General features: G+C 58.2%; 24 protein-coding genes. 13 read left to right on the forward strand and 11 right to left on the reverse strand.

The window, feature by feature from the left end:
* Positions 1–7: 7 nt before the first annotated feature.
* Both argS and C1Y43_RS24260 read right to left on the reverse strand, forming a co-directional pair.
* Positions 8–1,738, reverse strand: a complete 1,731-nt coding sequence (gene argS, locus C1Y43_RS16440; RefSeq protein ID WP_031280190.1) for an arginine--tRNA ligase — start codon at positions 1,736–1,738, stop codon at positions 8–10.
* A 166-nt stretch (positions 1,739–1,904) separates the two neighbouring features.
* Positions 1,905–2,027: a hypothetical protein gene (locus C1Y43_RS24260; RefSeq protein WP_007889544.1), complete on the reverse strand. Its 123-nt coding sequence runs from the start codon at positions 2,025–2,027 to the stop codon at positions 1,905–1,907.
* A 313-nt stretch (positions 2,028–2,340) separates the two neighbouring features.
* On the opposite strand from C1Y43_RS24260, the gene C1Y43_RS16445 reads away from it, so the two are divergent.
* A complete protein-coding gene (locus tag C1Y43_RS16445; protein ID WP_104188956.1) occupies positions 2,341–2,901 on the forward strand; it encodes a VOC family protein in 561 nt (186 codons plus the stop codon).
* On the opposite strand, the gene C1Y43_RS16450 is transcribed toward C1Y43_RS16445, so the two are convergent.
* The gene (locus C1Y43_RS16450) at positions 2,898–4,037 is read right to left on the reverse strand and encodes a MalY/PatB family protein (protein WP_104188958.1); all 1,140 of its coding nucleotides are present in this window, start codon (positions 4,035–4,037) and stop codon (positions 2,898–2,900) included. The genes C1Y43_RS16445 and C1Y43_RS16450 overlap by 4 nt on opposite strands.
* A gap of 85 nt (positions 4,038–4,122) precedes the next feature.
* Here C1Y43_RS16450 and cutC point away from each other — a divergent pair, with 85 nt between their 5' ends.
* From cutC to C1Y43_RS16465, 3 genes are all read left to right on the forward strand, one after another.
* Positions 4,123–4,875 carry a copper homeostasis protein CutC gene (gene cutC / locus C1Y43_RS16455; RefSeq protein ID WP_104188960.1) on the forward strand — a complete coding sequence of 251 codons (753 nt, stop codon included), beginning with the start codon at positions 4,123–4,125 and terminating at the stop codon, positions 4,873–4,875.
* 168 nt (positions 4,876–5,043) lie between these two features.
* Positions 5,044–5,892: a hypothetical protein gene (locus C1Y43_RS16460; RefSeq protein WP_021509960.1), complete on the forward strand. Its 849-nt coding sequence runs from the start codon at positions 5,044–5,046 to the stop codon at positions 5,890–5,892.
* A 45-nt stretch (positions 5,893–5,937) separates the two neighbouring features.
* A complete protein-coding gene (locus C1Y43_RS16465; RefSeq protein ID WP_104188962.1) occupies positions 5,938–6,558 on the forward strand; it encodes a LysE family translocator in 621 nt (206 codons plus the stop codon).
* Positions 6,559–6,561: 3 nt separating this feature from the next.
* On the opposite strand, the gene cmoB is transcribed toward C1Y43_RS16465, so the two are convergent.
* The 3 genes from cmoB to C1Y43_RS16480 form a co-directional block, all read right to left on the reverse strand.
* Positions 6,562–7,530, reverse strand: coding sequence for a tRNA 5-methoxyuridine(34)/uridine 5-oxyacetic acid(34) synthase CmoB (gene cmoB / locus C1Y43_RS16470; RefSeq protein ID WP_021509962.1), 969 nt, complete (start codon positions 7,528–7,530; stop codon positions 6,562–6,564).
* Positions 7,527–8,255, reverse strand: coding sequence for a carboxy-S-adenosyl-L-methionine synthase CmoA (cmoA, locus tag C1Y43_RS16475; protein ID WP_058757507.1), 729 nt, complete (start codon positions 8,253–8,255; stop codon positions 7,527–7,529). Before cmoA ends, cmoB begins: the two co-directional genes overlap by 4 nt.
* A gap of 78 nt (positions 8,256–8,333) precedes the next feature.
* Entirely contained in the window at positions 8,334–9,155 is an 822-nt protein-coding gene (locus C1Y43_RS16480) for a DUF72 domain-containing protein (protein ID WP_104188964.1), read from the reverse strand.
* 230 nt (positions 9,156–9,385) lie between these two features.
* Between C1Y43_RS16480 and aspS the strand changes: the two genes are divergently transcribed.
* The 6 genes from aspS to ruvB all read left to right on the forward strand — a co-directional run bounded on the left by aspS (position 9,386) and on the right by ruvB (position 14,929).
* Positions 9,386–11,167, forward strand: a complete 1,782-nt coding sequence (gene aspS / locus C1Y43_RS16485) for an aspartate--tRNA ligase (RefSeq protein ID WP_058757509.1) — start codon at positions 9,386–9,388, stop codon at positions 11,165–11,167.
* Entirely contained in the window at positions 11,167–11,598 is a 432-nt protein-coding gene (gene nudB / locus C1Y43_RS16490) for a dihydroneopterin triphosphate diphosphatase (RefSeq protein WP_059009760.1), read from the forward strand. Before aspS ends, nudB begins: the two co-directional genes overlap by 1 nt.
* Positions 11,599–11,838: 240 nt before the next feature.
* Positions 11,839–12,582: a YebC/PmpR family DNA-binding transcriptional regulator gene (locus C1Y43_RS16495; RefSeq protein ID WP_021509967.1), complete on the forward strand. Its 744-nt coding sequence runs from the start codon at positions 11,839–11,841 to the stop codon at positions 12,580–12,582.
* Positions 12,583–12,619: 37 nt separating this feature from the next.
* Positions 12,620–13,147 carry a crossover junction endodeoxyribonuclease RuvC gene (ruvC, locus tag C1Y43_RS16500; RefSeq protein ID WP_021509968.1) on the forward strand — a complete coding sequence of 176 codons (528 nt, stop codon included), beginning with the start codon at positions 12,620–12,622 and terminating at the stop codon, positions 13,145–13,147.
* Between the two features lie 154 nt (positions 13,148–13,301).
* Positions 13,302–13,916 (forward strand): Holliday junction branch migration protein RuvA, encoded by a 615-nt coding sequence (gene ruvA, locus C1Y43_RS16505; RefSeq protein ID WP_021509969.1) that lies wholly within the window; start codon positions 13,302–13,304, stop codon positions 13,914–13,916.
* A gap of 8 nt (positions 13,917–13,924) precedes the next feature.
* Positions 13,925–14,929, forward strand: coding sequence for a Holliday junction branch migration DNA helicase RuvB (gene ruvB, locus C1Y43_RS16510; protein ID WP_021509970.1), 1,005 nt, complete (start codon positions 13,925–13,927; stop codon positions 14,927–14,929).
* A 6-nt stretch (positions 14,930–14,935) separates the two neighbouring features.
* Here the strand turns inward: ruvB and znuB are convergent, their stop codons facing one another.
* Both znuB and znuC read right to left on the reverse strand, forming a co-directional pair.
* Positions 14,936–15,721 (reverse strand): zinc ABC transporter permease subunit ZnuB, encoded by a 786-nt coding sequence (znuB, locus tag C1Y43_RS16515; protein ID WP_021509971.1) that lies wholly within the window; start codon positions 15,719–15,721, stop codon positions 14,936–14,938.
* Positions 15,718–16,473 carry a zinc ABC transporter ATP-binding protein ZnuC gene (znuC, locus tag C1Y43_RS16520; protein WP_058774752.1) on the reverse strand — a complete coding sequence of 252 codons (756 nt, stop codon included), beginning with the start codon at positions 16,471–16,473 and terminating at the stop codon, positions 15,718–15,720. Before znuC ends, znuB begins: the two co-directional genes overlap by 4 nt.
* 77 nt (positions 16,474–16,550) lie before the next feature.
* Here znuC and znuA point away from each other — a divergent pair, with 77 nt between their 5' ends.
* The 3 genes from znuA to lpxM all read left to right on the forward strand — a co-directional run bounded on the left by znuA (position 16,551) and on the right by lpxM (position 19,967).
* Positions 16,551–17,522, forward strand: a complete 972-nt coding sequence (gene znuA / locus C1Y43_RS16525; protein WP_104188966.1) for a zinc ABC transporter substrate-binding protein ZnuA — start codon at positions 16,551–16,553, stop codon at positions 17,520–17,522.
* Between the two features lie 14 nt (positions 17,523–17,536).
* The gene (gene mepM, locus C1Y43_RS16530) at positions 17,537–18,865 is read left to right on the forward strand and encodes a murein DD-endopeptidase MepM (protein ID WP_031280193.1); all 1,329 of its coding nucleotides are present in this window, start codon (positions 17,537–17,539) and stop codon (positions 18,863–18,865) included.
* A 127-nt stretch (positions 18,866–18,992) separates the two neighbouring features.
* A complete protein-coding gene (lpxM, locus tag C1Y43_RS16535; RefSeq protein WP_058771224.1) occupies positions 18,993–19,967 on the forward strand; it encodes a lauroyl-Kdo(2)-lipid IV(A) myristoyltransferase in 975 nt (324 codons plus the stop codon).
* Between the two features lie 44 nt (positions 19,968–20,011).
* Here the strand turns inward: lpxM and C1Y43_RS16540 are convergent, their stop codons facing one another.
* From C1Y43_RS16540 to C1Y43_RS16550, 3 genes are all read right to left on the reverse strand, one after another.
* On the reverse strand, positions 20,012–21,247 hold the full coding sequence (locus C1Y43_RS16540) for an MFS transporter (RefSeq protein ID WP_104188968.1): 1,236 nt from the start codon (positions 21,245–21,247) through the stop codon (positions 20,012–20,014).
* A 92-nt stretch (positions 21,248–21,339) separates the two neighbouring features.
* Positions 21,340–22,782: a pyruvate kinase gene (gene pyk, locus C1Y43_RS16545; RefSeq protein WP_021509977.1), complete on the reverse strand. Its 1,443-nt coding sequence runs from the start codon at positions 22,780–22,782 to the stop codon at positions 21,340–21,342.
* A 107-nt stretch (positions 22,783–22,889) separates the two neighbouring features.
* Positions 22,890–23,759 carry a MurR/RpiR family transcriptional regulator gene (locus C1Y43_RS16550; RefSeq protein WP_104189036.1) on the reverse strand — a complete coding sequence of 290 codons (870 nt, stop codon included), beginning with the start codon at positions 23,757–23,759 and terminating at the stop codon, positions 22,890–22,892.
* Positions 23,760–23,941 lie beyond the last annotated feature (182 nt).

Consider the following 23,941-nt stretch of genomic DNA (forward strand, 5'->3'; position numbering starts at 1 on the left):
TTTAAGCTTACATTCGCTCGACGGTTTTGATGCCCAGCGTATCCAGCCCCTGCTTCAGGGTTTTCGCCGTCAGCGCCGCCAGCTGCAGACGGCTATTGCGTACGTTTTCCTCTTCGGCGGAGAGAATCGGGCAGTGCTCATAGAAGCCCGAGAACAGACCGGCCAGATCGTACAGATAAGCACACATCACGTGCGGCGTGCCGTCGCGCGCGACCTGGGTGATGGTCTCTTCAAACTGCAGCAGACGGGTCGCCAGCAGCGCTTCGCGCTCGTCAGTCAGGATGATATCACCGTGCAGGCTGTCTGCCTCAATGCCCGCTTTACGGAATACCGAGAGCACACGCGTGTAGGCATACTGCATGTACGGCGCGGTGTTGCCTTCAAACGCCAGCATGTTGTCCCAGTCGAAGATGTAATCGGTGGTGCGGCTTTTCGACAGGTCGGCGTATTTCACCGCGCCAATGCCGACCACTTCCGCCAGCTCTTTCAGCTCTGCCGCGCTCATCTCCGGATTCTTCTCGCTGACCAGCGCATGGGCGCGCTCAACGGCTTCATCCAGCAGATCGGAGAGTTTGATGGTACCACCGCTGCGCGTCTTGAACGGACGGCCATCTTTGCCCAGCATCATGCCGAACGCATGGTGCTCCAGCGGCACTGACTCCGGCACGTAGCCCGCTTTGCGCACGATGGTCCACGCCTGCTGCAGATGCTGATGCTGGCGGGAATCGATGTAGTACAGCACGCGATCGGCATGCAGCGTTTCGTAGCGATATTTGGCGCAGGCGATATCGGTGGTGGTGTAGAGATAGCCGCCATCCTTCTTCTGGATGATCACGCCCATCGGTTCACCTTCCTTGTTTTTGAACTCATCAAGGAAGACCACGGTGGCGCCTTCGCTGGTCACTGCCAGCCCTTTTTCGCGCAGATCGGCGACGATGCCCGGCAGCATGTCGTTATACAGGCTTTCACCCATCACATCCTTACGCGTCAGGGTGACGTTAAGGCGGTCATACACCTGCTGGTTCTGACTCATGGTGATATCCACCAGCTTTTTCCACATGGCGCGGCAATATTCGTCGCCACCCTGCAGTTTCACCACGTAACCGCGGGCGCGCTCGGCGAAGGCTTCGTCTTCGTCATAGGTGCGTTTCGCTTCGCGGTAGAAGGCTTCCAGGTCGGCCAGCGCGATATCTTCATGATGCTCGTTCTGCTGCTTCTCCAGATAGGCGATCAGCATGCCAAACTGTGTGCCCCAGTCACCGACGTGGTTAGCGCGGATGACGTGATGACCGAGAAACTCCTGGGTGCGCACTGCGGCATCACCGATGATGGTGGATCGCACGTGACCGACGTGCATCTCTTTCGCCACGTTAGGCGCCGAGTAGTCAATCACGATAGTCTGAGGTGTCACTTCGCTGACGCCCAGGCGTGGCAGCTGTAGCGCCTGCGCGGCCTGCTGTGCCAGCCACTGGCGGTCGAGGAAGATGTTGATAAAGCCGGGACCGGCGATGTCGACTTTGCTGGCGATGCCAGCCAGATCCAGATGCTGAACTACCTGTTCAGCCAGCTGGCGCGGCACCTGACCGAGCTTTTTCGCCACGGCCATGATACCGTTCGCCTGGTAATCGCCGAACTGCACTTTTGCAGACTGACGAACCTGCGGTTCGCAATCGGCCGGTGCGCCTGCCGCCACCATCGCCTGACTGACTTTATCGGAAAGAAGAGCCTGAATATTCACCGCGTTACCTTCATATGCTGAAAAGGCCCGCCAGCTGAGGGCGAGCCGATGTCGTCATCCCGCGTGCATGTCGGGACGGAAAAAATAAGAGGGGAAGTATACGTGAAATGTTGGGGTGCGTCAGCAATCGGTTATGGCTGCCGGTGGACGCAGGCCCGCGCGCCGGTTAACGGCGGCGCGGGTGGCGACGGGGATTTTTAACGCTTTTGTCTTCACGCACCTTCCAGTGGCGGGAAATTGCAAATCCCATCAAGGCTATCAGGACCGCGACAACAATGAGCATAGACATAGGGCCATTCCTTGTAGTTGTGAAACCCAAATTTATAAGAAAGGGTCAGCTACTGCAATTGATTGACGGGTAAATAAGAGTTATCTCATTGTATTAACTATTGTTAATAATAACAGTTGGTTAAGGCACTTTTATAAAGTAACGTGTGGACCTGATTACGCGATTAATCCGAAAGAGAGGGGCGGTTTATGCGGTTTTTGAAGGTTTTTGGCGTGAAATCGGATGAATCCGAGCATTTTGTCAAGCGAAAGCTGCGGCAGCCCTGTTTTTTTATTGATTAAAAGATCTGAACTGAGTTTGAGGTATTTAACGTATGAATCTGGATTTTCCTTCAGAACTGAGTGACTTAAAACAAGACCTGTCCCGATTTGAACAGGCTTTGCAACATTTTGCGGCACGCCTCGGCCTGGATCTCACGCAGCATGAGGCGGACCACGTGGCAGTGCGCTGTCACCAGTTCGCCACGGCAGAACGCTGGAAAGCCGGGTTACTGCAAATCGGCGATCAGTTTTCCGAAGCGATGATTAATGGACGGCCGATCTGCCTGTTTAAGCTGCATCATCCGCTGCGCATTGCGGGCTGGCAGGTGGATGTGATCGAGCTGCCGTGGCCCGGTGAGAAGCTGTATCGCCATGAAGGCTGGGAGCATGTGGAAATTGTGTTGCGCGGCGAGCCGGAAACGCTGGGCATGCGTGCGATGGCGTTGCTGGCAGACGAGGCGCTGACGCAGCCGGGCATCGCGTTTAAAACCAGCACGCCGCAGGGCGAAAATGAACGTTTGCCCAATCCGACCTTAGCGGTGACGGACGGGCAAACTACCATCAAGTTTCATCCGTGGCGGCTGGAGGAAATCGTTGCCAGCGAACAGGCTTAGCGCCGCGCTGCCACCGCCTGCTGCAGGCGCGATACCGCCTGCTGCAGGGTGGCGTGCGTGCAGCCAAAGTTGAAGCGCACGAAGCGATCGTCGCCAAAATCACGGCCCGGCGAGAAACCGAGACCGTGTTTTTCGAAATACAGCGCCGGGCTGGCAACATCCAGCTGGCTGGCGTCAATCCAGCCGAGGTAGCTGGCCTCTGGCGCGACCATGCTGAGTTCCGGCAGCGCATTCACCTGCTGCACCAGCCAGTCACGATTGGCGCGCAGGTAAGCCAGCTGGTCTGCCAGCCACGCATCACCGCCGCGCCATGCGGCTTCCGCCGCCACCAGCGCCAGAATATCCACGCCCGGTACGATGCCTTCACGCACCTGCTTAAAGCGTTTCCGCAGTTCGGGATGAGGGATAATGGCCATGGACGCACCCAGCCCGGCGATGTTGAAGGTTTTAGACGGCGAAATCAGGGTAATGCTGCGCTGGGCGGCGTCTTCGCTCAGCGAGGCAAACGGAATGTGCTGTACGCCAGGCGTTAACAGCAAGTCACAATGGATTTCATCGGAGCACACCAGCAAATCGTGGCGTTGGGCAAAGGCCAGCTGCGCCTCCAGCTCATCACGGCGGTAGACGGTGCCGCCCGGATTCTGCGGATTGCACAGCATGAGCAGGCGCTCGTTGCCCTGCATCTGGCTGTCATCCAGCTGCATCACCCAGCGATCCTGCTGTAACTGCAATGGCAGATTGACCTGAGCGCGCTGCGCCAGCCGCGCCGCCGCGCGAAACGGCGGATAAATTGGCGTCGGTGCCACGGTGCTTTGCGACGACTCGGTAAATGCCCGGACCGATAAATTAAGTCCGCTCACCACGCCCGGCAGCAACACAATCCATTCCGGCTCAATCTGCCAGCCATAGCGCTGGGCTAAGCGGGAAATAGTGATATCAATCAAACCGTGCGGCGTCGCGCCATAGCCGAAAACACCGTGGTCGGCACGCTGTTTAATGGCCTCAATGATGCACGGCGGCGAGCGAAAATCGGTGTCGGCAACCCACAAAGGCAGCACATCGCGATCAACATATTTGTGCCATTTCAAACTATCGCTGTGACGACGGTCTATCCCTTGATCAAAATCGAATGCCATAGTGCGCTTTCCACGTAAACTGTCTGAATGAGCAGACTAACTGATGCACTCCTCCCGAGCCAGCAGTCATGAAAAGGAGCAAGATATGACGAAACTGGAAATTTGTTGCTATGGCATCGACTGCGCAATGACTGCGCAGGCGTCCGGTGCCGATCGCGTGGAGCTGTGCAGTGCTCCGCGTGAAGGCGGACTGACACCTTCGGCGGGTATGCTGGAAGCCGCACAGCGTGAACTGACCATTCCGGTCCACCCGATCGTGCGGCCGCGCGGCGGCGATTTTTGTTACACCGCACGCGAATTTGAGGTGATGAAATCGGACGTGGCGCGCATTCGCGAGCTGGGTTTTCCTGGCCTGGTGATTGGCATGCTGGACGAAGATGCGCACGTCGACACGGTACGCATGCAGCAGATTATGGCGCTGTGCGACGGCATGGCGGTGACTTTCCATCGCGCCTTTGATTTGTGCCACAGCCCGAAGCGTTCGCTGGAGGTGCTGACTGATTTAGGGGTCGCCCGCATTCTGACTTCCGGTCAGCAGCAGAGCGCTGAAACCGGAATTGCATTATTACGGGAACTAAATGAATACAGCACCGGTCCAATCATTATGGCAGGGGCAGGCGTGCGCCTCAGCAATCTGCAAAAGTTCCTCGACAGCGGATTGCAGGAAGTCCACAGCTCCGCCAGCCGTGCCGTCGCGTCACCGATGCGCTACCGTAAAGCCGGTGTCTCGATGTGTTCTGAAGCGGAAACCGATGAATTCAGCCGCTCCTGTGTCGATGGCGATGTCGTCGAAGCCATGAAGAGCATGATGCAGATGAGCGTTGACCGGGTCGCCTGACCCGTACCAATTTTGCCGCGCAGCACGCCGAAAACCTGACGTGATGTTTGCAAGTACCAAACCCCAGTTCCTTGCTGGGGTTCTTTTTGTCTGCCGCTTCGCCATGAATAGCGCATTGGTGAAAAAGATGCTTTGATTACTCTATGGCTTAACGCGCGGATAACGCTGATGAAATCCCTCCCTTATGCTGTTGTGATTCTGCTGTTCCCCGTTGCCGGCGCGGCGCTGGCCGCCAGCAGCACCTGCCCGCCGCTGAGCAAAAACATCACCAGCAGCAACAACTGGATTATGCTGGGCGGCGATGCCAAAGGCGCGGTGCGCCAGGTGGTGGCCGGGGAGTTTGGTAAAGACGTCAACTCGCAGAAGCGCGTGCTCGGGCAGTTTGACCAGTGCGGCGATCTGATGGTGGCTGACATCACCTATGACAAAAGCGAAGGCAACGTGGTGCTGAGCATGGAGCAGCATATCGCGCGCGTGCAGCGCGGCTGGGTGGCTGACTATGCTTATCTGGTTAAAGTTACCCGCGCGGGCAAAGAGGAAGTGGTGGATAACCGGCAAGGCACCATCAGCTGGCAGATGGGGCAACACGGCAACATCATCAGCGCCTCGGACAAATTCACCAGCATGGGGAAAGAGGGCTTTACTGATACCACTTACCGCTACGATAAACACTTCCGGCTGGAAAAAAGTATTGCGCGCGGCAGCGATGAACTGACCAACGGCGAGAATACCTGGCGCTGGAATCCGCAGGGGCTGGTGGTGGCATCCACCAGCGCGCGCAGTAAAGATACCTACAGCTACGATAATCAGTGGCGCGAACTGCGGCTGCACGGCACCTCGACCACGCCGGTCAGCACTTTGCGCTCGGTGGATGAGTGCCAGCTGTGGGACGAGGTGGGCAATTGCACGCTGAGCTATTTGCATGAGACCGAAGTGTTTGCCAAAGGCACCATTGAGCGGCATCTGAGTTCGGCCTACAAATATCAGTACTGGGATCGTCCGGCGACGGACAATTGATGCGCCGTCGCGTATGCTGTTCTGTGCACAACCCGGGAGCCCATCATGACACTGATTATTTCATTCCTTTTCGCCATTACCCTGCTTACGCTGACGCCCGGCTTCGATACCGCGCTGGTGCTGCGTTCGGCGGCTGCGCAGGGCTGGCAGCGTGCCTCGGCGACGGCATTGGGCGTTACGCTCGGCTGTCTGGTGTGGGGCGTGGCGGTCGGGCTGGGCTTAGGCGCGCTGCTGCTGGCTTCGGAAATGGCTTATAACCTGCTGAAAGGCATCGGTGCCGTGTACCTGCTGTATCTCGGCGTCAGACTGCTGCTTAACCCGCGCAGCACGGTGGCCAGCGGGCAGGAGGGGCAAAAGCGGGAAGAGCGCTATCTGACCTGCTTTGCGCGTGGCCTGACCGGTAACCTGCTCAATCCCAAAGTCGGGGTCTTTTACGTCACTTTCCTGCCGCAGTTTATCCCGGCCGGCGGATCGGTGGCGCTGTGGTGCACACTGATGGCGCTCACCCACATGGTGATTGGCTTAGTGTGGAACGCGGTATTGATTAGCGGCAGCCAGTACTTTGCTGGTCATCTGCGCCATCCGGCAGTGTTAAAAGTGATGGATCGCCTGACCGGCTGCGTGTTTATTGGTTTCGCCGCGAAGCTGGCGCTGTCGCGGCGTTAAGCGTTACGGTTTACGCGCCACCAGCACGGCACGTAGCGGGGCGGGATAGCCTTCAATCGTTTTGCTGCTGTCGTGCGGATCGAGGAACTCCGCCAGCGATTCGCTGGTCATCCAATCGGTGCGACGCTGCTCTTCCACCGAGGTGATGGCGTAATCGGCGATGCGCACATCAACAAAACCGCACTTCTCCAGCCAGTTTTTCAGCGCCGCCGCAGACGGAATGAAGTAAACGTTGCGCATCTGCGCGTAGCGTTCACCCGGCACCAGCACCGCGTTTTCATCGCCTTCAATCACCAGTGTTTCCAGTACCAGTTCGCCGTCGCTGACCAGCTGATTTTTCAGCTGCAGCAGATGGTCGAGCGGCGAACGTCGGTGATAGAGCACGCCCATGGAGAACACGGTATCGAACGCCTGCAGCGCCGGTAGCTGCTCAATGCCCAGCGGCAGCAGATGCGCACGGCGATCGTCACCCAGCAGCTTACGCACCGCTTCGAACTGGCACAGGAACAGCTGCATCGGATCGATACCGACCACCAGCTGTGCGCCGGCACCAATCATACGCCACATGTGATAACCGCTGCCGCAGCCCACATCCAGCACGGTTCGACCGGCCAGCGAAGAGATATGCGGCAGCACGCGGTCCCACTTCCAGTCGGAGCGCCATTCGGTGTCGATGTCGCAGCCGTAGAGCGAAAACGGTCCTTTGCGCCACGGCATCAGGTTACGCAGCAGCTTTTCGATGCCGGCGCGCTGGCGATCGGTTAACGCGTCATGCTGCGCGCTGACGCTGTGCAGCAGATCGAGCTGCTGCGGCACCAGCAGCGGCAGATTGTCGACCGACTTCTCCCAGTTGCGAAAATGTCCGTGCAGGTTTTCACGCTGCCAGGCGGCGACCTGCGCCGGCAACACTTCCAGCCAGCTGGCGAGCGGACCGGTGGCGATTTGCTGATAAAAACGGCCAAAATCAATCATTTCAACGCCACCAGTGAGCCAAAGTTAAAGCACTGGAACCACAGCTCGGCGTGGGCAAAGCCAGCGCTTTTCAGACGGGCTTTATGCGTTTCCACGCTGTCCGTCAGCATCACGTTCTCCAGCATGCTGCGCTTCTGGCTGATCTCCAGCTCGCTGTAGCCGTTGGCGCGCTTAAAGTCGTGGTGCATGTTGAACAGCAGTTCGCCGACGTCGGCATCTTCAAAGCTGAACTTTTCCGACAGCACCAGCGCACCGCCCGGATTGAGGCCGGCGGCGATTTTCTGCAGCAGCGTCAGGCGCGCGTCCGGCTCAAGGAACTGCAGGGTAAAGTTGAGCACCACCAGTGAGGCGTTTTCGATGTGGATATCGCGGATATCCGCTTCCAGCACCTGCACCGGCGTAGCGGCGCGGAAGGCGTCGATGTGACGGCGGCAGCGTTCCACCATCGCCGGCGAATTATCGACGGCAATAATCTGGCAACCCGGTGCCTGAATATTGCGGCGCACCGCCAGCGTGGCCGCGCCCAGCGAGCAGCCGAGATCGTAAACCTGGCTGTTGGGCTGCACAAAGCGTTCTGCCAGCATGCCAATCATCGAAATGATGTTGGAGTAACCCGGCACCGAGCGCTGAATCATATCGGGAAAGACTTCAGCCACGCGCTCGTCAAAGGTCCAGTCGCCCAGTTTATCGATGGGCGCGGAGAATAGCGTATCGCGGTCAGACATAATGAATTATCCGGAGAGAAAACGGAAAGGGCGCTATTCTGGCAGAAACTGCTGCAGGCTGCACCCGTTTCCCTGCTTTTAGAACAGGCTGGATTGCTGTGGCCAGGCGGGCAGCGGGCGCAGCGTCGGCTCCAGCTGTTGCAGCTGCGGCCACAGCGCCTGCAGCAGCGGAAACACCGCGCCCATATCCGGCGTGTGGATGAACAGCAGCGGGTCGCTGTCGTGCTGCCAGTCCGCCAGTTTTTGCTGCCAGACATCAAACAGCGGCAGGCTCTCCTCCACGCTGTCGCTGCCGATAAAGCGCACCATCGGCTGTCCGGCAGTGCGCACCGCGTGCGTCGGCACGCGCGGCTTTTGCGCGCGCGCATGCACGGCGGCCGGGCTGAGCGAGGCAGAGGCGTGCACCGGACGGCTGTCGAGAATCACCCGATTTACCCCGCGCTGATGCAGGCCGCGATTCAGCGCGCGCTCGGCTTCGCCTTTAGCAAAAAAGGCCGCATGGCGCACTTCCACGCCATAGTGAAAGCTGCGCGGCAGGCGATCAAGAAACGCCCATAAATCTGTCAGCTGCGCCGGTGAAAAAGCGGCGGGCAGCTGCAGCCAGTACTGGCCGATGCGCTGGCTGAGCGGATCCAGCAGGCGCAGAAATTCATTCACCAGCTCATCGCAGTTCTTCAGCGCCGCTTTGTGGCTGATGGTGTCAGGAAATTTAAAGCAGAAGCGAAAGGCGTCGTCAGTCATGTCATACCAGCGCTGCACCACTTCCGGTTTGGGCAGCGCGTAAAGCGTGGTGTTGCCTTCGACGCAGCCGAACAGCCGGGCGTAATCCGCCAGGGTTTCGATACCCAATACTCTCCAGTTGGCGTGCTGCCACTGCGGTAATCCAATACGAAGTGTCAAAACTGCTCCTGCCTGCTGTGGCGCAGAAAATGCGCCGTACGTTACCCGGTTTTGCCACGGGCAGGAACCGATCGCGCGGCAAACGCTGACGATTTGTCCGCTTTGCGCGGGATCTGCTTATCCTGCCTGCCATTTTCCATTATAATAGCCGCCTTTTTTGCGGCAGCATCTCAGAAGGTTACGCGGCCTGATGCTGTCTGGCAGCAGCGGCGAAGTTAAAAGGATACGTTATGCGTACAGAATATTGCGGACAGCTCAATCTGTCTCATGTGGGTCAGCAAGTTACTCTCTGCGGCTGGGTCAATCGCCGTCGCGATCTCGGCAGCCTGATTTTTATCGATATGCGTGACCGCGAAGGCATCGCGCAGGTGTTTTTCGATGCCGATCATCAACAGGCTTTCCAGCTGGCGTCTGAACTGCGTAATGAATTCTGTATCCAGATCACCGGTACTGTGCGTGCGCGTGAAGAGAAAAACCGCAACAGCGACATGGCCACCGGTGACATCGAAGTGTTCGCCCATGAGCTGAACATCATCAACCGCGCAGAACCGCTGCCGCTGGACTCTAACCAGACCAACAGCGAAGAAGCGCGTCTGACCTATCGCTACCTTGACCTGCGTCGTCCGGAAATGGCGCAGCGTCTGAAAACCCGTGCCAGAATTACCAGCTTTGTGCGCCGCTTTATGGACGGTGAAGGCTTCCTCGACATCGAAACCCCGATGCTGACCAAAGCCACGCCGGAAGGCGCGCGTGACTACCTGGTGCCGAGCCGGGTGCACAAAGGTAAATTCTACGCGCTGCCGCAGTCACCGCAGCTGTTTAAACAGCTGCTGATGATGTCTGGTTTTGACCGCTACTATCAGATCGTCAAATGCTTCCGTGACGAAGACCTGCGTGCAGACCGTCAGCCGGAGTTCACCCAGATCGACGTGGAAACCTCGTTCATGAGCGCTGAGCAGGTGCGCAGCGTGATGGAGCAGATGATCCGTGAACTGTGGCTGGACATCAAAGGCGTCGACCTCGGTGACTTCCCGCAGATGACCTTCGCCGAAGCGATGAATCGTTACGGCTCCGATAAGCCAGACCTGCGTAACCCAATGGAGCTGGTAGACGTTGCTGACCTGCTGAAAAGCGTTGAATTCCAGGTGTTCGCCGGCCCGGCAAACGACCCGAAAGGGCGCGTTGCGGCGCTGCGCGTGCCGGGCGGTGCCGCGCTGACGCGTAAGCAAATCGACGAATACGGCAGCTTTGTCGGCATTTACGGTGCCAAAGGTCTGGCGTGGATGAAGATCAATGCGCGCGCCAGCGGTTTCGATGGCGTACAGAGCCCGGTGGCCAAATTCCTGACGCCGGAGATCGTTGAAGCTATTCTGCAGCGTACCGACGCGCAGGACGGCGACCTGATCTTCTTCGGCGCCGACCGCGCCAAAGTGGTGGCGGATGCGCTGGGTGCACTGCGCCTGAAAGTGGGCCGTGATCTGCAAATCACCAATGATAAAGCCTGGGCCCCGCTGTGGGTGGTCGACTTCCCGATGTTCGAAGAGGACGACGAGGGCGGCCTGGCGGCGATGCACCATCCGTTCACCTCGCCAAAAGCGCTGACGGCGGAACAGCTGGCGGCCGATCCGACGCAGGCGGTGGCGAACGCCTACGATATGGTGATCAACGGTTATGAAGTGGGCGGCGGTTCGGTGCGTATCCACAGCGGCAATATGCAGCAGACGGTGTTTAGCATTCTGGGCATCAGCGAAGAAGAGCAGCGTGAGAAGTTTGGCTTCCTGCTGGATGCGCTGAAGTTCGGTACCCCGCCGCACGCAGGTCTGGCATTCGGTCTTGACCGTCTGACCATGCTGCTGACCGGCACCGATAATATCCGCGATGTGATTGCGTTCCCGAAAACCACCGCGGCGGCCTGTCTGATGACCGAAGCACCAAGCGAAGCCAATCCGGCGGCGCTGGCGGACCTCGGTATCCAGATCGCGCCGAAGAAAGTCACTCCAGAGACGAAATAATGGGCTATAAACACCCGGTATCGGTGCTGGTGGTGATTTTTGCGCAAGATACCGGCCGGGTGTTAATGCTGCAGCGGCGCGATGACCCCAGCTTCTGGCAGTCGGTTACCGGCAGCCTGGAGCCGGGCGAAACGCCGGCGCAAACGGCGCAGCGCGAAGTGGCTGAAGAGCTGGCGATTGATATCGCCGCAGAGGGGCTGGTGCTGGAAGATTGCCACAAACAGATTGAGTTTGAGATCTTTCCGCACTATCGCCATCGTTATGCGCCGGGCATCACGCATAACCGGGAACACTGGTTCCGGCTGGCGCTGCCCGCCGAACGCCAGCCAGTGCTGAGCGAGCACCTCGCCGCACAGTGGCTGACACCGGCCGCCGCCGCCGCACTAACCCGCTCGTGGAGTAATCGTCAGGCAATCGACGAATTTATCTGAATGCCCGCCACCGCGCGTTTTACCGGTGGTTTTTCGTTAAATTACAGACATACGGTGTAAGTCGAAAGATTTGCACCGCTAAAATAGAACAGTCAGGCGTCATCAGCGCAGCAAGGTTGTTCACCGCCAGCGCACAGCAACCGGAGCGTACATGAGTACGTGAGGATTGCGCGCACTGCCGGGGAACAAGATTGCCAGCAAGATAGCCTGCACCCTGTTAAAGATCGGAGAATATGTAAGATGGCTGGACACAGTAAATGGGCGAATACAAAGCACCGCAAAGCGGCTCAGGACGCCAAGCGCGGTAAAATCTTCACCAAAATCATTCGCGAGCTGGTGACAGCGGCCAAGCTGGGCGGTGGCGATGCCGGCTCCAACCCGCGTCTGCGCGCAGCGATGGACAAAGCCCTGTCCAACAACATGACGCGTGACACCATGAACCGTGCTATCGCGCGCGGCGTCGGCGGTGAAGATGACAGCAACATGGAAACCATCATCTATGAAGGTTACGGTCCGGGCGGCTCTGCGGTCATGGTGGAGTGTCTGAGTGATAACCGTAACCGTACCGTGGGCGAAGTGCGTCACGCCTTCAGCAAAACCGGCGGTAACCTCGGCACCGACGGTTCGGTATCTTACCTGTTCAGCAAGAAAGGCGTGATCTCCTTCGCACCAGGCCAGGACGAAGATGCCGTGATGGAAGCGGCGCTGGAAGCGGGTGCAGAAGATGTCGTGAGCTATGACGATGGCGCGATTGACGTCTTTACCGCGTGGGAAGAGCTGGGCAGCGTGCGCGATGCACTGGAAGCCACTGGTCTGAAAGCCGACAGTGCTGAAGTGTCGATGATTCCATCAACCAAAGCGGAACTGGATGCCGAGACGGCACCTAAACTGCTGCGTCTGATCGACATGCTGGAAGATTGTGATGATGTGCAGGAAGTTTACCATAACGGTGAAATTTCTGATGAGGTAGCGGAAACGCTGTAATGGCGTTACGCACCCCCCTGCAATACGGAGACGCGCTATGGCGATAATACTCGGGATTGACCCCGGCTCGCGCGTCACCGGCTACGGTGTCATCCGCCAGACCGGCCGCCAGCTCAGCTATCTGGGCAGCGGCTGTATCCGCACTAACGTCACCGATCTGCCTTCCCGCCTCAAACTGATTTACGCTGGCGTCAGCGAAATCATCACCCAGTTCGCGCCGGATTACTTCGCCATTGAGCAGGTGTTTATGGCGAAGAACGCGGATTCGGCGCTCAAGCTGGGGCAGGCGCGTGGCGCGGCGATTGTCGCAGCAGTCAACCTTGATCTGCCGGTGTTTGAGTATGCGGCCCGTCAGGTGAAGCAGACGGTAACCGGCATCGGTAGCGCGGAAAAAAGCCAGGTGCAGCACATGGTGCGCACGCTGCTCAAACTGCCGGCCAATCCGCAGGCGGATGCCGCCGATGCGCTGGCCATCGCCATCACCCATTGCCACGTCAGCCAGAATGCGGCGCGCATGAGCGACAGCAAACTGGTGCTGACGCGCGGACGTTTGCGATCCGGTTAGCAAAAGCGTGGCCATTCAATAGGCTGGATATGCATCCAGCCTTTTTTATGATATACATAGCCGACATTTTACCTCCAGCAGGCGCGCGGTTGAGCGCGGTGTGGCAGGAGGTCGATGATTCAGACGCTTACACATACACTAAGGAATTGCTCAGGTGATTGGTCGTTTACGAGGCATTATTCTGGAAAAACAGCCACCGCTGGTGCTGATTGAGGCGCACGGTGTGGGTTACGAAGTGCACCTGCCAATGACCTGCTTTTACGAGCTGCCGGACATCAACCAGGAAGCAATTATCTTCACCCAGTTTGTGGTGCGGGAAGATGCGCAGCTGCTGTTCGGGTTTAACAGTAAGCAGGAGCGGGCGCTGTTCCGTGAGCTGATCAAAGTCAACGGCGTCGGGCCCAAACTGGCGCTGGCGATTCTTTCCGGCATGTCAGCGCAGCAGTTTGTCACGGCGGTGGAGCGCGAAGAGATCGCCTCGCTGGTGAAGCTGCCGGGCGTGGGCAAGAAAACCGCTGAGCGTCTGGTGGTTGAGATGAAAGATCGCTTCAAAGGCATGCACGGCGACCTGTTTGGCGGCGACTCGGCGTTTACCCTGACCACGCCGTCGGCACAGCAGGATAACAACGACGCCGAGGCTGAAGCAGTTGCGGCGCTGGTAGCGCTGGGTTATAAACCGCAGGAAGCCAGCCGTATGGTCAGCAAGGTTGGCAAACCAGATGCGGATTGTGAAACCCTGATTCGCGAAGCCCTGCGCGCTGCTATTTGAGGTAATGCATGATTGAAGCCGACCGCCTGGTCTCGGGCAGTTCTTTCACTGAGGAAGAGAGCCTCGACCGCGCTATTCGCCCCAAACTGCTGACGGAATATGTCGGGCAGCCGCAGGTGCGCGAGCAGATGGAGATTTTCATCCAGGCCGCCAAACTGCGCGGCGATGCGCTGGACCACCTGCTGATCTTTGGTCCGCCCGGGCTGGGCAAAACCACGCTGGCCAACATCGTGGCTAATGAGATGGGCGTCAATCTGCGCACCACATCCGGACCGGTGCTGGAAAAGGCCGGTGACCTGGCGGCGATGCTCACCAACCTTGAACCGCACGACGTCCTGTTTATCGATGAAATTCATCGCCTGTCGCCGGTAGTGGAAGAGGTGCTGTATCCGGCGATGGAAGATTATCAGCTGGATATCATGATCGGTGACGGACCTGCAGCGCGCTCGATCAAACTGGATTTGCCGCCGTTCACCCTGATTGGCGCTACCACCCGCGCAGGCTCACTCACCTCACCGCTGCGCGATCGCTTTGGGATTGTGCAGCGCCTGGAGTTCTACAATGTGCCGGATCTGCAGCACATCGTCGGACGCAGCGCCGCCTGCCTGGGACTGACCCTGAGCGAAGAGGGCGCGCTGGAAGTGGCGCGTCGTGCGCGCGGCACACCGCGTATCGCCAACCGCCTGCTGCGCCGTGTACGTGACTTCGCCGAAGTGCGCGCCAGCGGCAACATGAGTGGCGAAGTGGCCGCCAGCGCGCTGGATATGCTCAATGTGGACAATCAGGGCTTCGACTATATGGACCGCAAGCTGCTGCTGGCGATCATTGACAAGTTCATGGGCGGTCCGGTGGGGCTGGATAATCTGGCGGCGGCGATTGGTGAGGAGCGTGAAACCATCGAGGACGTTATCGAACCGTTCCTAATCCAGCAGGGCTTTATTCAGCGCACGCCACGCGGCCGGATGGCCACGCAGCACGCCTATAAGCATTTCGGCATCAGCCGCGAAGAGTAACCGGCGTCACGCCGCCGGTTTTTTTGCCATGCTGATAATGAACAGTACCGCAGCACACAGCACCACCGACGGACCGGCCGGAGTGTCGTAGCTGGCAGAGAAGGTCAGGCCACCGGTGACGGCAATGATGCCGATGAGCACCGCAAAGCCGGCCATCTGTTCTGGCGAACGCGAGAAGCGTCGCGCCGTGGCGGCCGGAATGATCAGCAGTGAAGTAATGATTAGTGCGCCAACAAATTTCATCGCCACGCCAATGGTCAGTGCGGTTACCAGCATCAGCATCAGGCGGGTACGCTGAATGTTTACGCCGTCCACCTGCGCCAGCTCCGGACTGATGGTCATCGACAGTAGCGAACGCCATTGCCACGCCATCACCACCAGCACGATTGCCACGCCGCCCGCCATCAGCGACAAATCATCCGGGGTGATCGCCAGCAAATCGCCAAACAGATAGGCCATCAAATCAACGCGAACGCCCTGCATCAGACTGACCACCACCAGACCCAGCGACAGCGCGCTGTGCGCCATAATCCCTAACAGCGTATCGATCGCCAGATGCGGGCGTCGCTCCAGCCACACCAGCCCGAGCGCCAGACAGACGGTGACCAGAATCACCGCATAATAGGGGTTCACGTTGAGCAGCAGACCAAACGCCACGCCGAGCAGAGAGGCGTGGGCGAGGGTATCGCCAAAATAGGACATGCGGCGCCAGACGACAAAAGAGCCGAGCGGACCGGCCGCCAGGGCCAGCAATACGCCGCCCAGCCAGCCGGGTAATAACAGTTCAATCATGACGGGCCGTTTCCTTTGCGCAGAACAATGCGTCCCTGTAAATCGTGACGGTGATTATGGTGATGGCGGTAAATCGCCAGCTGCTGTGCGCCGCGCGGGCCAAACATGGCGATAAATTCCGGATGCTGCGAAACGGCTTCCGGCGTGCCGGAACAGCAGATGTGATGGTTGAGGCACAGCACTTCGTCGGTCTTTGCCATCACCAGATGCAGGTCGTGCGACACCATCAGCACGCCGCAGTTGAGCTCGCGTCGCAGTTGATCGATCAAATCGTAGAGCGCCACCTGACCGTTAACATCCACGCCCTGCGTCGGTTCGTCCAGCACCAGCAGCTGCGGCTGGTTGAGCAGGGCGCGCGCCAGCAGCACGCGCTGCGTTTCGCCGCCAGACAGTTTTTGCAGCGGTGACTGCAGCAGATGGCCGGCCTGAACCCGCTTCAGCGCCGGCAGAATATCGTCACGGCGACTGCCGCGCGTCAGACGCATAAAGCGCTCAACGCTGATCGGCAGCGTCGGATCGATGTGCAGCTTTTGCGGCACATAGCCAATACGCAGCCCCGGCGCGCGGCGGACGCTGCCGCTGTCTGGCGTGAGCAGGCCGAGTACCGTGCGCACCAGCGTGGACTTGCCGGCTCCATTGGGACCCAGCAGGGTGAGAATTTTGCCCGGCTGCAGCGACAGGCTGATGCCTGCCAGCACCGCGCGCTGGCCAAACTTCACCGAAATGTTTTCGAGTGTAACAAGTGACGACATGATATTTACGGGTTGCATTGAATTTCGAATGTTATAATATCACATTCCATCACCTGGTCACGATGGAATGACGCATTATGTTACACAATAAAAAGCGCCTGGCTTTTACCCTTTCTGCGGCGACGTTAAGCCTCGCCACCACGTTTTCCGCGCAGTCTGCGGTGGTGGCTTCAATCAAGCCTCTCGGATTTATCGCAGCCGCCATTGCCGATGGCATTACGCCGGTTGAAGTATTGCTGCCGGACGGTGCCTCAGAGCACGATTATGCCTTACGTCCATCCGATGTAAAACGTATTAAAAACGCTGACTTAGTCGTATGGACCGGTCCGGAGATGGAAGCCTTTCTGACGAAGTCCGCCGGAGAGTTACCGGCCAGTAAGAACCTCGAAATTGCCGCCTTGCCTGGCGTAAAACCGCTATTGATTAGCGGCGGTGAAGATGAGGACGAACATGAGCACGGTCACGATCACGACCATGACTCAGACAATTCTGAGAACCAGGACCCGTCTCATTCTCATCATCACCACGGCGAGTTTAATATGCACCTGTGGATGTCGCCGGAGATTGCGAAACAATCTGCTGTTGCAATCCATGGAAAATTATTGGAACTTATGCCGCAAAGCAAAGCCAAACTTGACGCCAACCTGCAGCAGTTTGAGGCACAATTGGCGGACACAGACAAACGGATTGGCGCACAACTCGCGCCGGTACGGAACAAGGGTTATTTCGTTTTTCACGACGCTTACAGCTACTTTGAGAAACATTACGGTTTATCACCATTAGGTCATTTTACCGTCAATCCTGAGATCCAGCCGGGCGCCCAGCGTTTACATCAAATACGAACACAGTTGGTTGAGCAGAAAGCAGTCTGCGTTTTTGCTGAACCACAATTCAGGCCGGCGGTCATCGATGCCGTGTCTCGCGGAACCAGCGTGCGTAAAGGCACCCTCGACCCGTTAGGCATGGGAATCAGCTTAACCAAAGACAGCTACGTGAAATTCCTCTCACAGCTGTCAAGCCAGTATGCGAGCTGCCTGAATGGAGCATAGAGGAATAGGTAAAAGTGCAGCAGATAGCCCGCTCTGTCGCCCTCGCATTTAATAATTTGCCGCGCCCCCACCGCGTTATGCTGGGGTCACTCACCGTTGTTACACTGGCCGTCGCTGTCTGGCGGCCTTACGTCTATCATCCCCGCGATGTTGCGCCCATCGTGAAAGACATCACGCTGGACAAAAACGAGCTGCGCACGCTGCTGCCGGAAGCCAGTGAACCGATCGATCAAACCACGGCGGAACCGGAAGACGAGATACCGTCGGATGACATCGACAAAGACGTACCGGTCAATCCCGATCAGCATGACTACACCGTTTCCTCAGGCGATACGCTGAGCAGCGCGCTTAATCAGTACGGTATCGATCTCGGTGACATCAACGCGCTGGTCAGCAGCGACAAGAGTTTGCGTAATCTGCGCGTGGGACAGCAGCTGAGCTGGACGCTGGATGCTGATGGCGCGCTGCAGGATTTCACCTGGGAGATCGATCGGCGTGAAACCCGCACCTATGCGCGTCAGCCGAATGGCAGCTTTAAGATGCAGCAGGAGATGCAGAAGGGTGAATGGCAGAACAGCGTCCTGAAAGGCGAAGTGCGCGGCAGTTTCGCCGCCAGCGCCCAGCGCGCCGGCCTGACCAGCGCCGAAACCAGCAGCGTGATTAAAGCCATGCAGTGGCAGATGGATTTCCGCAAACTGCGCGCCGGCGATGACTTTAGCGTACTGATGTCGCGCGAGATGCTGGACGGTAAAAGTGCGCAGAGCCAGCTGCTCGGCGTGCGGCTGCGCACCGGCGGTAAAGATTACTACGCGTTCCGCGCGGAAGACGGCAAGTTCTACGACCGCAACGGCTCCGGTCTTGCGCGTGGCTTCATGCGCTTCCCGACGGTGAAACAGTACCGCGTCTCGTCAAACTTCAATCCGCGCCGTCTCAATCCGGTAACCGGGCGCATCGCGCCGCACAAAGGCGTCGATTTTGCGCTGCCGATTGGTACGCCTGTACTGGCCGTCGGCGATGGCGAAGTGGTGATCGCGAAAAACGGCGGAGCCGCTGGCAACTACGTCGCGATCCGTCACGGTCGTCAGTACATGACCCGCTACATGCATCTCAGCAAAGCGCTGGTGAAACCGGGACAGAAAGTGAAACGCGGCGATCGCATCGCGCTGTCCGGTAACACCGGCCGCTCCACCGGACCGCATCTGCATTATGAAGTGTGGATCAACAACCAGGCGGTCAACCCGCTGACGGCGAAGCTGCCGCGCATGGAAGGGCTGACTGGTAAAGATCGCAGCACCTATCTGGCGCAGGTGAAGAGTTATCTGCCACAGCTGACGCTGAAATAACGTTAATTTCCGGGCAAACGCGCAAAAACCGACGGATTCTTCGTCGGTTTTTTGCTATCTGGCCTGTGAAGATTGCAAAATTACCTGCCGTCACTATTATTGAGCCGTCATTGTCAGAGGCGAGTGCATGGAAACCCGAAAAAAAAATAACAGTGAGTTTATTCCCGTTTTTCAACGTTCTTTTTTAAAGCCGAAATACTGGGGCAGCTGGCTGGCGATTGGTGCGCTGGCCGGTATGGCGATGCTGCCGGCAAAGGTGCGCGATCCGGTGCTGGGCGGGCTGGGTAAGTTTGCCGGCAAGCTGGCGAAAAGTGCGCGCCGCCGTGCGCTGATCAATCTCTACTATTGCCTGCCGGAGCTCAGCGAAGCGCAGCGCGAAGAGATTGCTGATCGTATGTTTGCCACCGCGCCGCAGGCGATGGTGATGATGGCCGAGCTGGGGATGCGTAATCCTGAACGCGTGCGCCAGCGCGTTGAGTGGCACGGCCGCGAGATCATCACGGCGCTGCAGGAGAATCATGAGAACGTGATTTTCCTCGTGCCACACGGCTGGGGCGTGGATATTCCGGCGATGCTGCTGGCCTCGGAAGGCCAGATGATGGCGGCGATGTTCCACAATCAAAGCGATCCGCTGATGGATTATATCTGGAACACCGTCCGTCGCCGTTTCGGCGGCCGCATGCACGCGCGCAACGACGGCATCAAACCGTTTATCGCCTCGGTGCGTCAGGGCTATTACGGCTACTATCTGCCGGACCAGGACCACGGTGCTGAGCACAGCGAGTTTGTCGATTTCTTTGCTACCTATAAAGCGACATTGCCGGCGGTCGGGCGTCTGATGAAAGTGTGCCGCGCGCGCGTAGTGCCGCTGTTCCCGGTGTATAACAGCGCGACGCACAAGCTGGAGATTTATGTGCGCCCGCCGATGGACGATTTGCTGGATGCCGATGACACTACGCTGGCGCGGCGCATGAACGAAGAGGTGGAAATCTTCGTGCGCCCGCATCCGGAGCAGTACACATGGATTCTCAAACTGCTGAAGACGCGTAAAGAAGGGGATATTGAGCCTTACGCGCGTAAGGATTTGTACCCGCGTAAATAGCTAACGCGTGCTGAACCGTGCCGCCCGGCACGGTTCATCATCACTCATTCGACGCTTGTCAGGCAACTGCGCCGCTTGCGCTCGCGCAGGAACAGCGTCACCAGGCCAAACCACAACACGCCGGCGACGAAGTTGATTGCGCTGAACCACGGCGTACCGCCGCTGAAATAACCGCTTTTTGCCACTTCAATCCCTGCCGCCAGCGTCAGAATGCTGATCATCCCCAGCATCGCGGCGATGCTGCCTTTGCCTTCGCTGCTGGAATAGAGCGTCAACCGGTACAGCCCGGCGTTGACCATCCCGGCACCAAACGCATACAGGCTAAGGCCGGCGGTGAGCAGCAGGTAACTGTGGCTGTTGAGCAGGTTCGCCACCAGCGCGATGCTCAGGCCGAGCAGAATCGGCCAGGCGGCAAATTTTACCGGTTGCTCGATGGCCACGCGTCCCGCCAGTTTACCCAGCGTCAGGTTACCGGCAATCATCGCCAGAAACACCGGTAATTGCAGTAATGCATACTGCAGGCGGGATAAGCCCTCTTCATGCATCAGAATCACCGGCGACAGCGCCACCCAGGTAAGAATCGGGATGAACACCAGGCCGATAGCGAAGGAGCCGTACATCACCTGCTTATCGCGTGCCAGCCGTCCATAGCCGCGCGCCAGGTTCGGTAACGCAATGGAGTGGCTGCGATCGCCGGCGGTTTCCGGCATGATGCGCCACAGCACCACAAACGCCAGCAGGCTGCAAACCGCAAACAGCCAGAACATGCTGCGCCATTCGCCCACCGTGAGCCAGGCGGCACCGGCCAGCGGACCCGCCAGCGGTGCCAGCAGTGCCACGTTAGCCATCAGCGCCATCATGCGCACAGCTAACGCCTCGTCAAACGCCTCCTGCACTGCGGCATAGCTTACTGCGCCAATGAAGCACAGGCTGATGCCCTGGATAAAGCGCAGCGTGACGAACTGCTCGATGTTGCTCACCCAGGTGGTGAGAACACAGGCAACGGCAAAGAACAGAATGCCGAACAGCAACACCGGACGTCGGCCATATTTATCCGACAGCGGACCGAGCAGCCACTGCAGCACCACGCCGCCCATCAGATAGGCAGTGAGTGAGGTGGATACCCATTCCGGGCCGACGTTAAACTCGGCGGTGACCAGCAGCATGCCGGGCTGAATCATGTCATGGGCGATGTAGGTCGCGAACTCAAACAGCACCAGCGCGAGCGGAAACAGCAGCACGCGCCCGGTGAGTTGACTGATGGGTTGATAGCGGGCCATCTGGCCTCCTTGTCAGTGAAAAATAAAACGCGACTGCCAGGCAGTCGCGTTTGTCCATGTTGTTACAGCCGCTGTCAGGAGGTGCGTAAAACTCAGTCTACGCGCAGGACACGGCTGGTGTTGGTGGTGCCGGTTGTCGCCATCACGTCGCCCTGGGTGACAATCACCAGATCGCCGGAGACGAGGAACCCTTTGTCGCGCAGCAGATTAACTGCATCGTGCGCGGCGGCGACACCATCGTTGTTGCTGTCAAAGAACACCGGCGTCACGCCACGGTACAGCGCGGTCAGGTTCAGGGTACGTTCATGACGTGACATTGCGAAGATCGGCAGACCCGAAGTGATGCGCGACGTCATCAGTGCGGTACGGCCAGATTCGGTCATGGTAATGATGGCCGACACGCCCTGCAAATGGTTAGCGGCGTACATCGCCGACATGGCAATCGCTTCTTCGATGTTGTCGAACTGCACGTCCAGGCGGTGTTTGGATACGTTCACGCTTGGAATTTTTTCCGCGCCAAGACACACCTTCGCCATCGCCGACACGGTTTCCGCCGGATACTGACCGGCCGCCGTTTCCGCCGACAGCATCACCGCATCGGTGCCGTCCAGCACGGCGTTTGCCACATCCATCACTTCCGCGCGGGTCGGCATCGGATTTGTGATCATCGACTCCATCATCTGGGTAGCAGTAATGATGGTGCGGTTCAGCTGACGCGCACGACGAATCAATGCTTTCTGAATGCCCACCAGCTCCGGATCGCCAATTTCCACGCCGAGATCGCCACGCGCCACCATCACCACGTCGGAGGCGAGGATGATGTCATCCATCGCTTCCTGCGTTGCCACCGCTTCAGCGCGCTCCACTTTCGCCACCAGTTTGGCGTCGCAGCCGGCATCGCGTGCCAGACGGCGCGCGTAGTTCATGTCTTCGCCGTTACGCGGGAAGGAGACCGCCAGATAGTCGACGCCAATTTTCGCCGCGGTAATGATATCCAGCTTATCTTTTTCAGTCAGCGCTTCGGCTGACAGGCCGCCGCCGAGCTTGTTGATGCCTTTATTGTTGGAGAGCGGGCCGCCGACAGTCACTTCGGTGAAGACTTTCACCCCCTGAACTTCCAGCACCTTCAGCTGCACACGACCGTCGTCCAGCAGCAGGATATCGCCCGGCACCACATCTTCCGGCAGGCCTTTATAGTCGATACCGACTTTCTCTTTGTCGCCTTCGCCTTTGCTCAGGTTGGCATCCAGCAGGAAGCGGTCACCGACATTGAGGAAAACTTTGCCTTCTTTGAAGGTTGATACGCGAATTTTAGGGCCTTGCAGATCGCCGAGAATGGCGACGTGACGACCGAGTTTGGCCGCAATCTGCCGCACTTTATCGGCGCGCAGTTGATGATCTTCCGGGGTGCCGTGGGAGAAATTGAGTCGCACAACGTTAGCGCCCGCCGCGATGATTTTTTCGAGGTTGTTGTCGCGATCGGTGGCGGGGCCGAGGGTTGTAACGATCTTGGTTCTTCTGAGACGTCTGGACATGAAGGACTCCGTTGACAAAGTATCGTGTCGATCACAAGTGACACGCAATGGTCACTCATTCTATATGATCGAGGGGCTGTGATTCGACTCACATTGTGAATGTGATGTTAATTATTTTGCTGTGCGCGTGATTCCGTCGCCGGCTTTTCGAGGCGCGACGCTTTCAGCGCCTCTTTTACCCGTTTGAGATTCTCGCGGAAAGCGGTACCGCGCTCCAGGGTAAAACCGGTTGCCAGCACGTCAACCACGGTGAGCTGCGCCAGGCGGGAAACCATCGGCAGATAGATGTCGGTATCTTCCGGTACATCCAGCGTCAGCGCCAGCGTGGCTTCATCTGCCAGCGGCGATCCGGGCGAGGTGATAGCCAGCACGGTGGAAGCGTTTACACGCGCCAGGCGAGCCAGTTCTATCATATTTTTGGTGCGGCCAGTATGCGATATCAGAACAAACACGTCATTTGGTCCACTATTTATGCAACTCATGCGCTGGATCACAATATCCTCGGACCAGATGACCGGCAGATTAAAACGCAGAAATTTATTGGTGGCATCATGCGCCACCACCGCCGAGGCGCCCAGACCAAAGAAGGCTACTTTATGCGCCTGCGACAATGCCTGCACCGCCTGAGCCACCACCTGCATATCCAGTTGCTGACGCACGCGGCTGAGTCCCGCCAGCGCGGAATCAAAAATCTTGTGGCTGTAGCGTTCTACGCTGTCATTTTCTTCGACATCGCGACTGACCCAGCTCGGTCCTTTGGCCAGACTCTGTGCCAGCTGCAGCTTGAAATCGGGAAAGCCGCGCGTGCCCATGCGGTGACAGAAGCGGTTCACCGTCGGTTCGCTGACCTGCGCCGCCTGTGCCAGCGTGGCAATGCTCGAGTGCATCGCCTGCTGCGGCGCGGCCAGAATCTGTTCTGCCACTTTGCGTTCTGATTTGCTCAGCGCGGCCAGCTGCGCCTGTATTTGATCCAGCATGTTGTTAACCCGATGACCATCAATCACTTTTTTTGCGTTCACCCGTGCGTGAAATCGCTGCCAATTATGCGGAATATACCGTGTAATAGCCTGACGTACGCAGCGGCGGACAAATGTAACCGCGCTTTTTTTGTCATACTTTGATCGCTGCCGGGTTTTCGCCCGACAAACATCGAAACAGA

The organism is Pantoea sp. ICBG 828 (genome assembly GCF_002928355.1).
GTDB lineage: Bacteria > Pseudomonadota > Gammaproteobacteria > Enterobacterales > Enterobacteriaceae > Pantoea > Pantoea dispersa.

Coding starts and splice junctions, on each gene's coding strand:
- C1Y43_RS24260 (WP_007889544.1), bottom strand. CDS start 2,027: ATGTCTATGCTCATTGTTGTCGCGGTCCTGATAGCCTTGATGGGATTT.
- C1Y43_RS16445 (WP_104188956.1), top strand. CDS start 2,341: ATGAATCTGGATTTTCCTTCAGAACTGAGTGACTTAAAACAAGACCTG.
- C1Y43_RS16450 (WP_104188958.1), bottom strand. CDS start 4,037: ATGGCATTCGATTTTGATCAAGGGATAGACCGTCGTCACAGCGATAGT.
- cutC (WP_104188960.1), top strand. CDS start 4,123: ATGACGAAACTGGAAATTTGTTGCTATGGCATCGACTGCGCAATGACT.
- C1Y43_RS16460 (WP_021509960.1), top strand. CDS start 5,044: ATGAAATCCCTCCCTTATGCTGTTGTGATTCTGCTGTTCCCCGTTGCC.
- C1Y43_RS16465 (WP_104188962.1), top strand. CDS start 5,938: ATGACACTGATTATTTCATTCCTTTTCGCCATTACCCTGCTTACGCTG.
- cmoB (WP_021509962.1), bottom strand. CDS start 7,530: ATGATTGATTTTGGCCGTTTTTATCAGCAAATCGCCACCGGTCCGCTC.
- cmoA (WP_058757507.1), bottom strand. CDS start 8,255: ATGTCTGACCGCGATACGCTATTCTCCGCGCCCATCGATAAACTGGGC.
- aspS (WP_058757509.1), top strand. CDS start 9,386: ATGCGTACAGAATATTGCGGACAGCTCAATCTGTCTCATGTGGGTCAG.
- nudB (WP_059009760.1), top strand. CDS start 11,167: ATGGGCTATAAACACCCGGTATCGGTGCTGGTGGTGATTTTTGCGCAA.
- C1Y43_RS16495 (WP_021509967.1), top strand. CDS start 11,839: ATGGCTGGACACAGTAAATGGGCGAATACAAAGCACCGCAAAGCGGCT.
- ruvC (WP_021509968.1), top strand. CDS start 12,620: ATGGCGATAATACTCGGGATTGACCCCGGCTCGCGCGTCACCGGCTAC.
- ruvB (WP_021509970.1), top strand. CDS start 13,925: ATGATTGAAGCCGACCGCCTGGTCTCGGGCAGTTCTTTCACTGAGGAA.
- znuB (WP_021509971.1), bottom strand. CDS start 15,721: ATGATTGAACTGTTATTACCCGGCTGGCTGGGCGGCGTATTGCTGGCC.
- znuC (WP_058774752.1), bottom strand. CDS start 16,473: ATGTCGTCACTTGTTACACTCGAAAACATTTCGGTGAAGTTTGGCCAG.
- znuA (WP_104188966.1), top strand. CDS start 16,551: ATGTTACACAATAAAAAGCGCCTGGCTTTTACCCTTTCTGCGGCGACG.
- lpxM (WP_058771224.1), top strand. CDS start 18,993: ATGGAAACCCGAAAAAAAAATAACAGTGAGTTTATTCCCGTTTTTCAA.
- C1Y43_RS16540 (WP_104188968.1), bottom strand. CDS start 21,247: ATGGCCCGCTATCAACCCATCAGTCAACTCACCGGGCGCGTGCTGCTG.
- pyk (WP_021509977.1), bottom strand. CDS start 22,782: ATGTCCAGACGTCTCAGAAGAACCAAGATCGTTACAACCCTCGGCCCC.
- C1Y43_RS16550 (WP_104189036.1), bottom strand. CDS start 23,759: ATGCTGGATCAAATACAGGCGCAGCTGGCCGCGCTGAGCAAATCAGAA.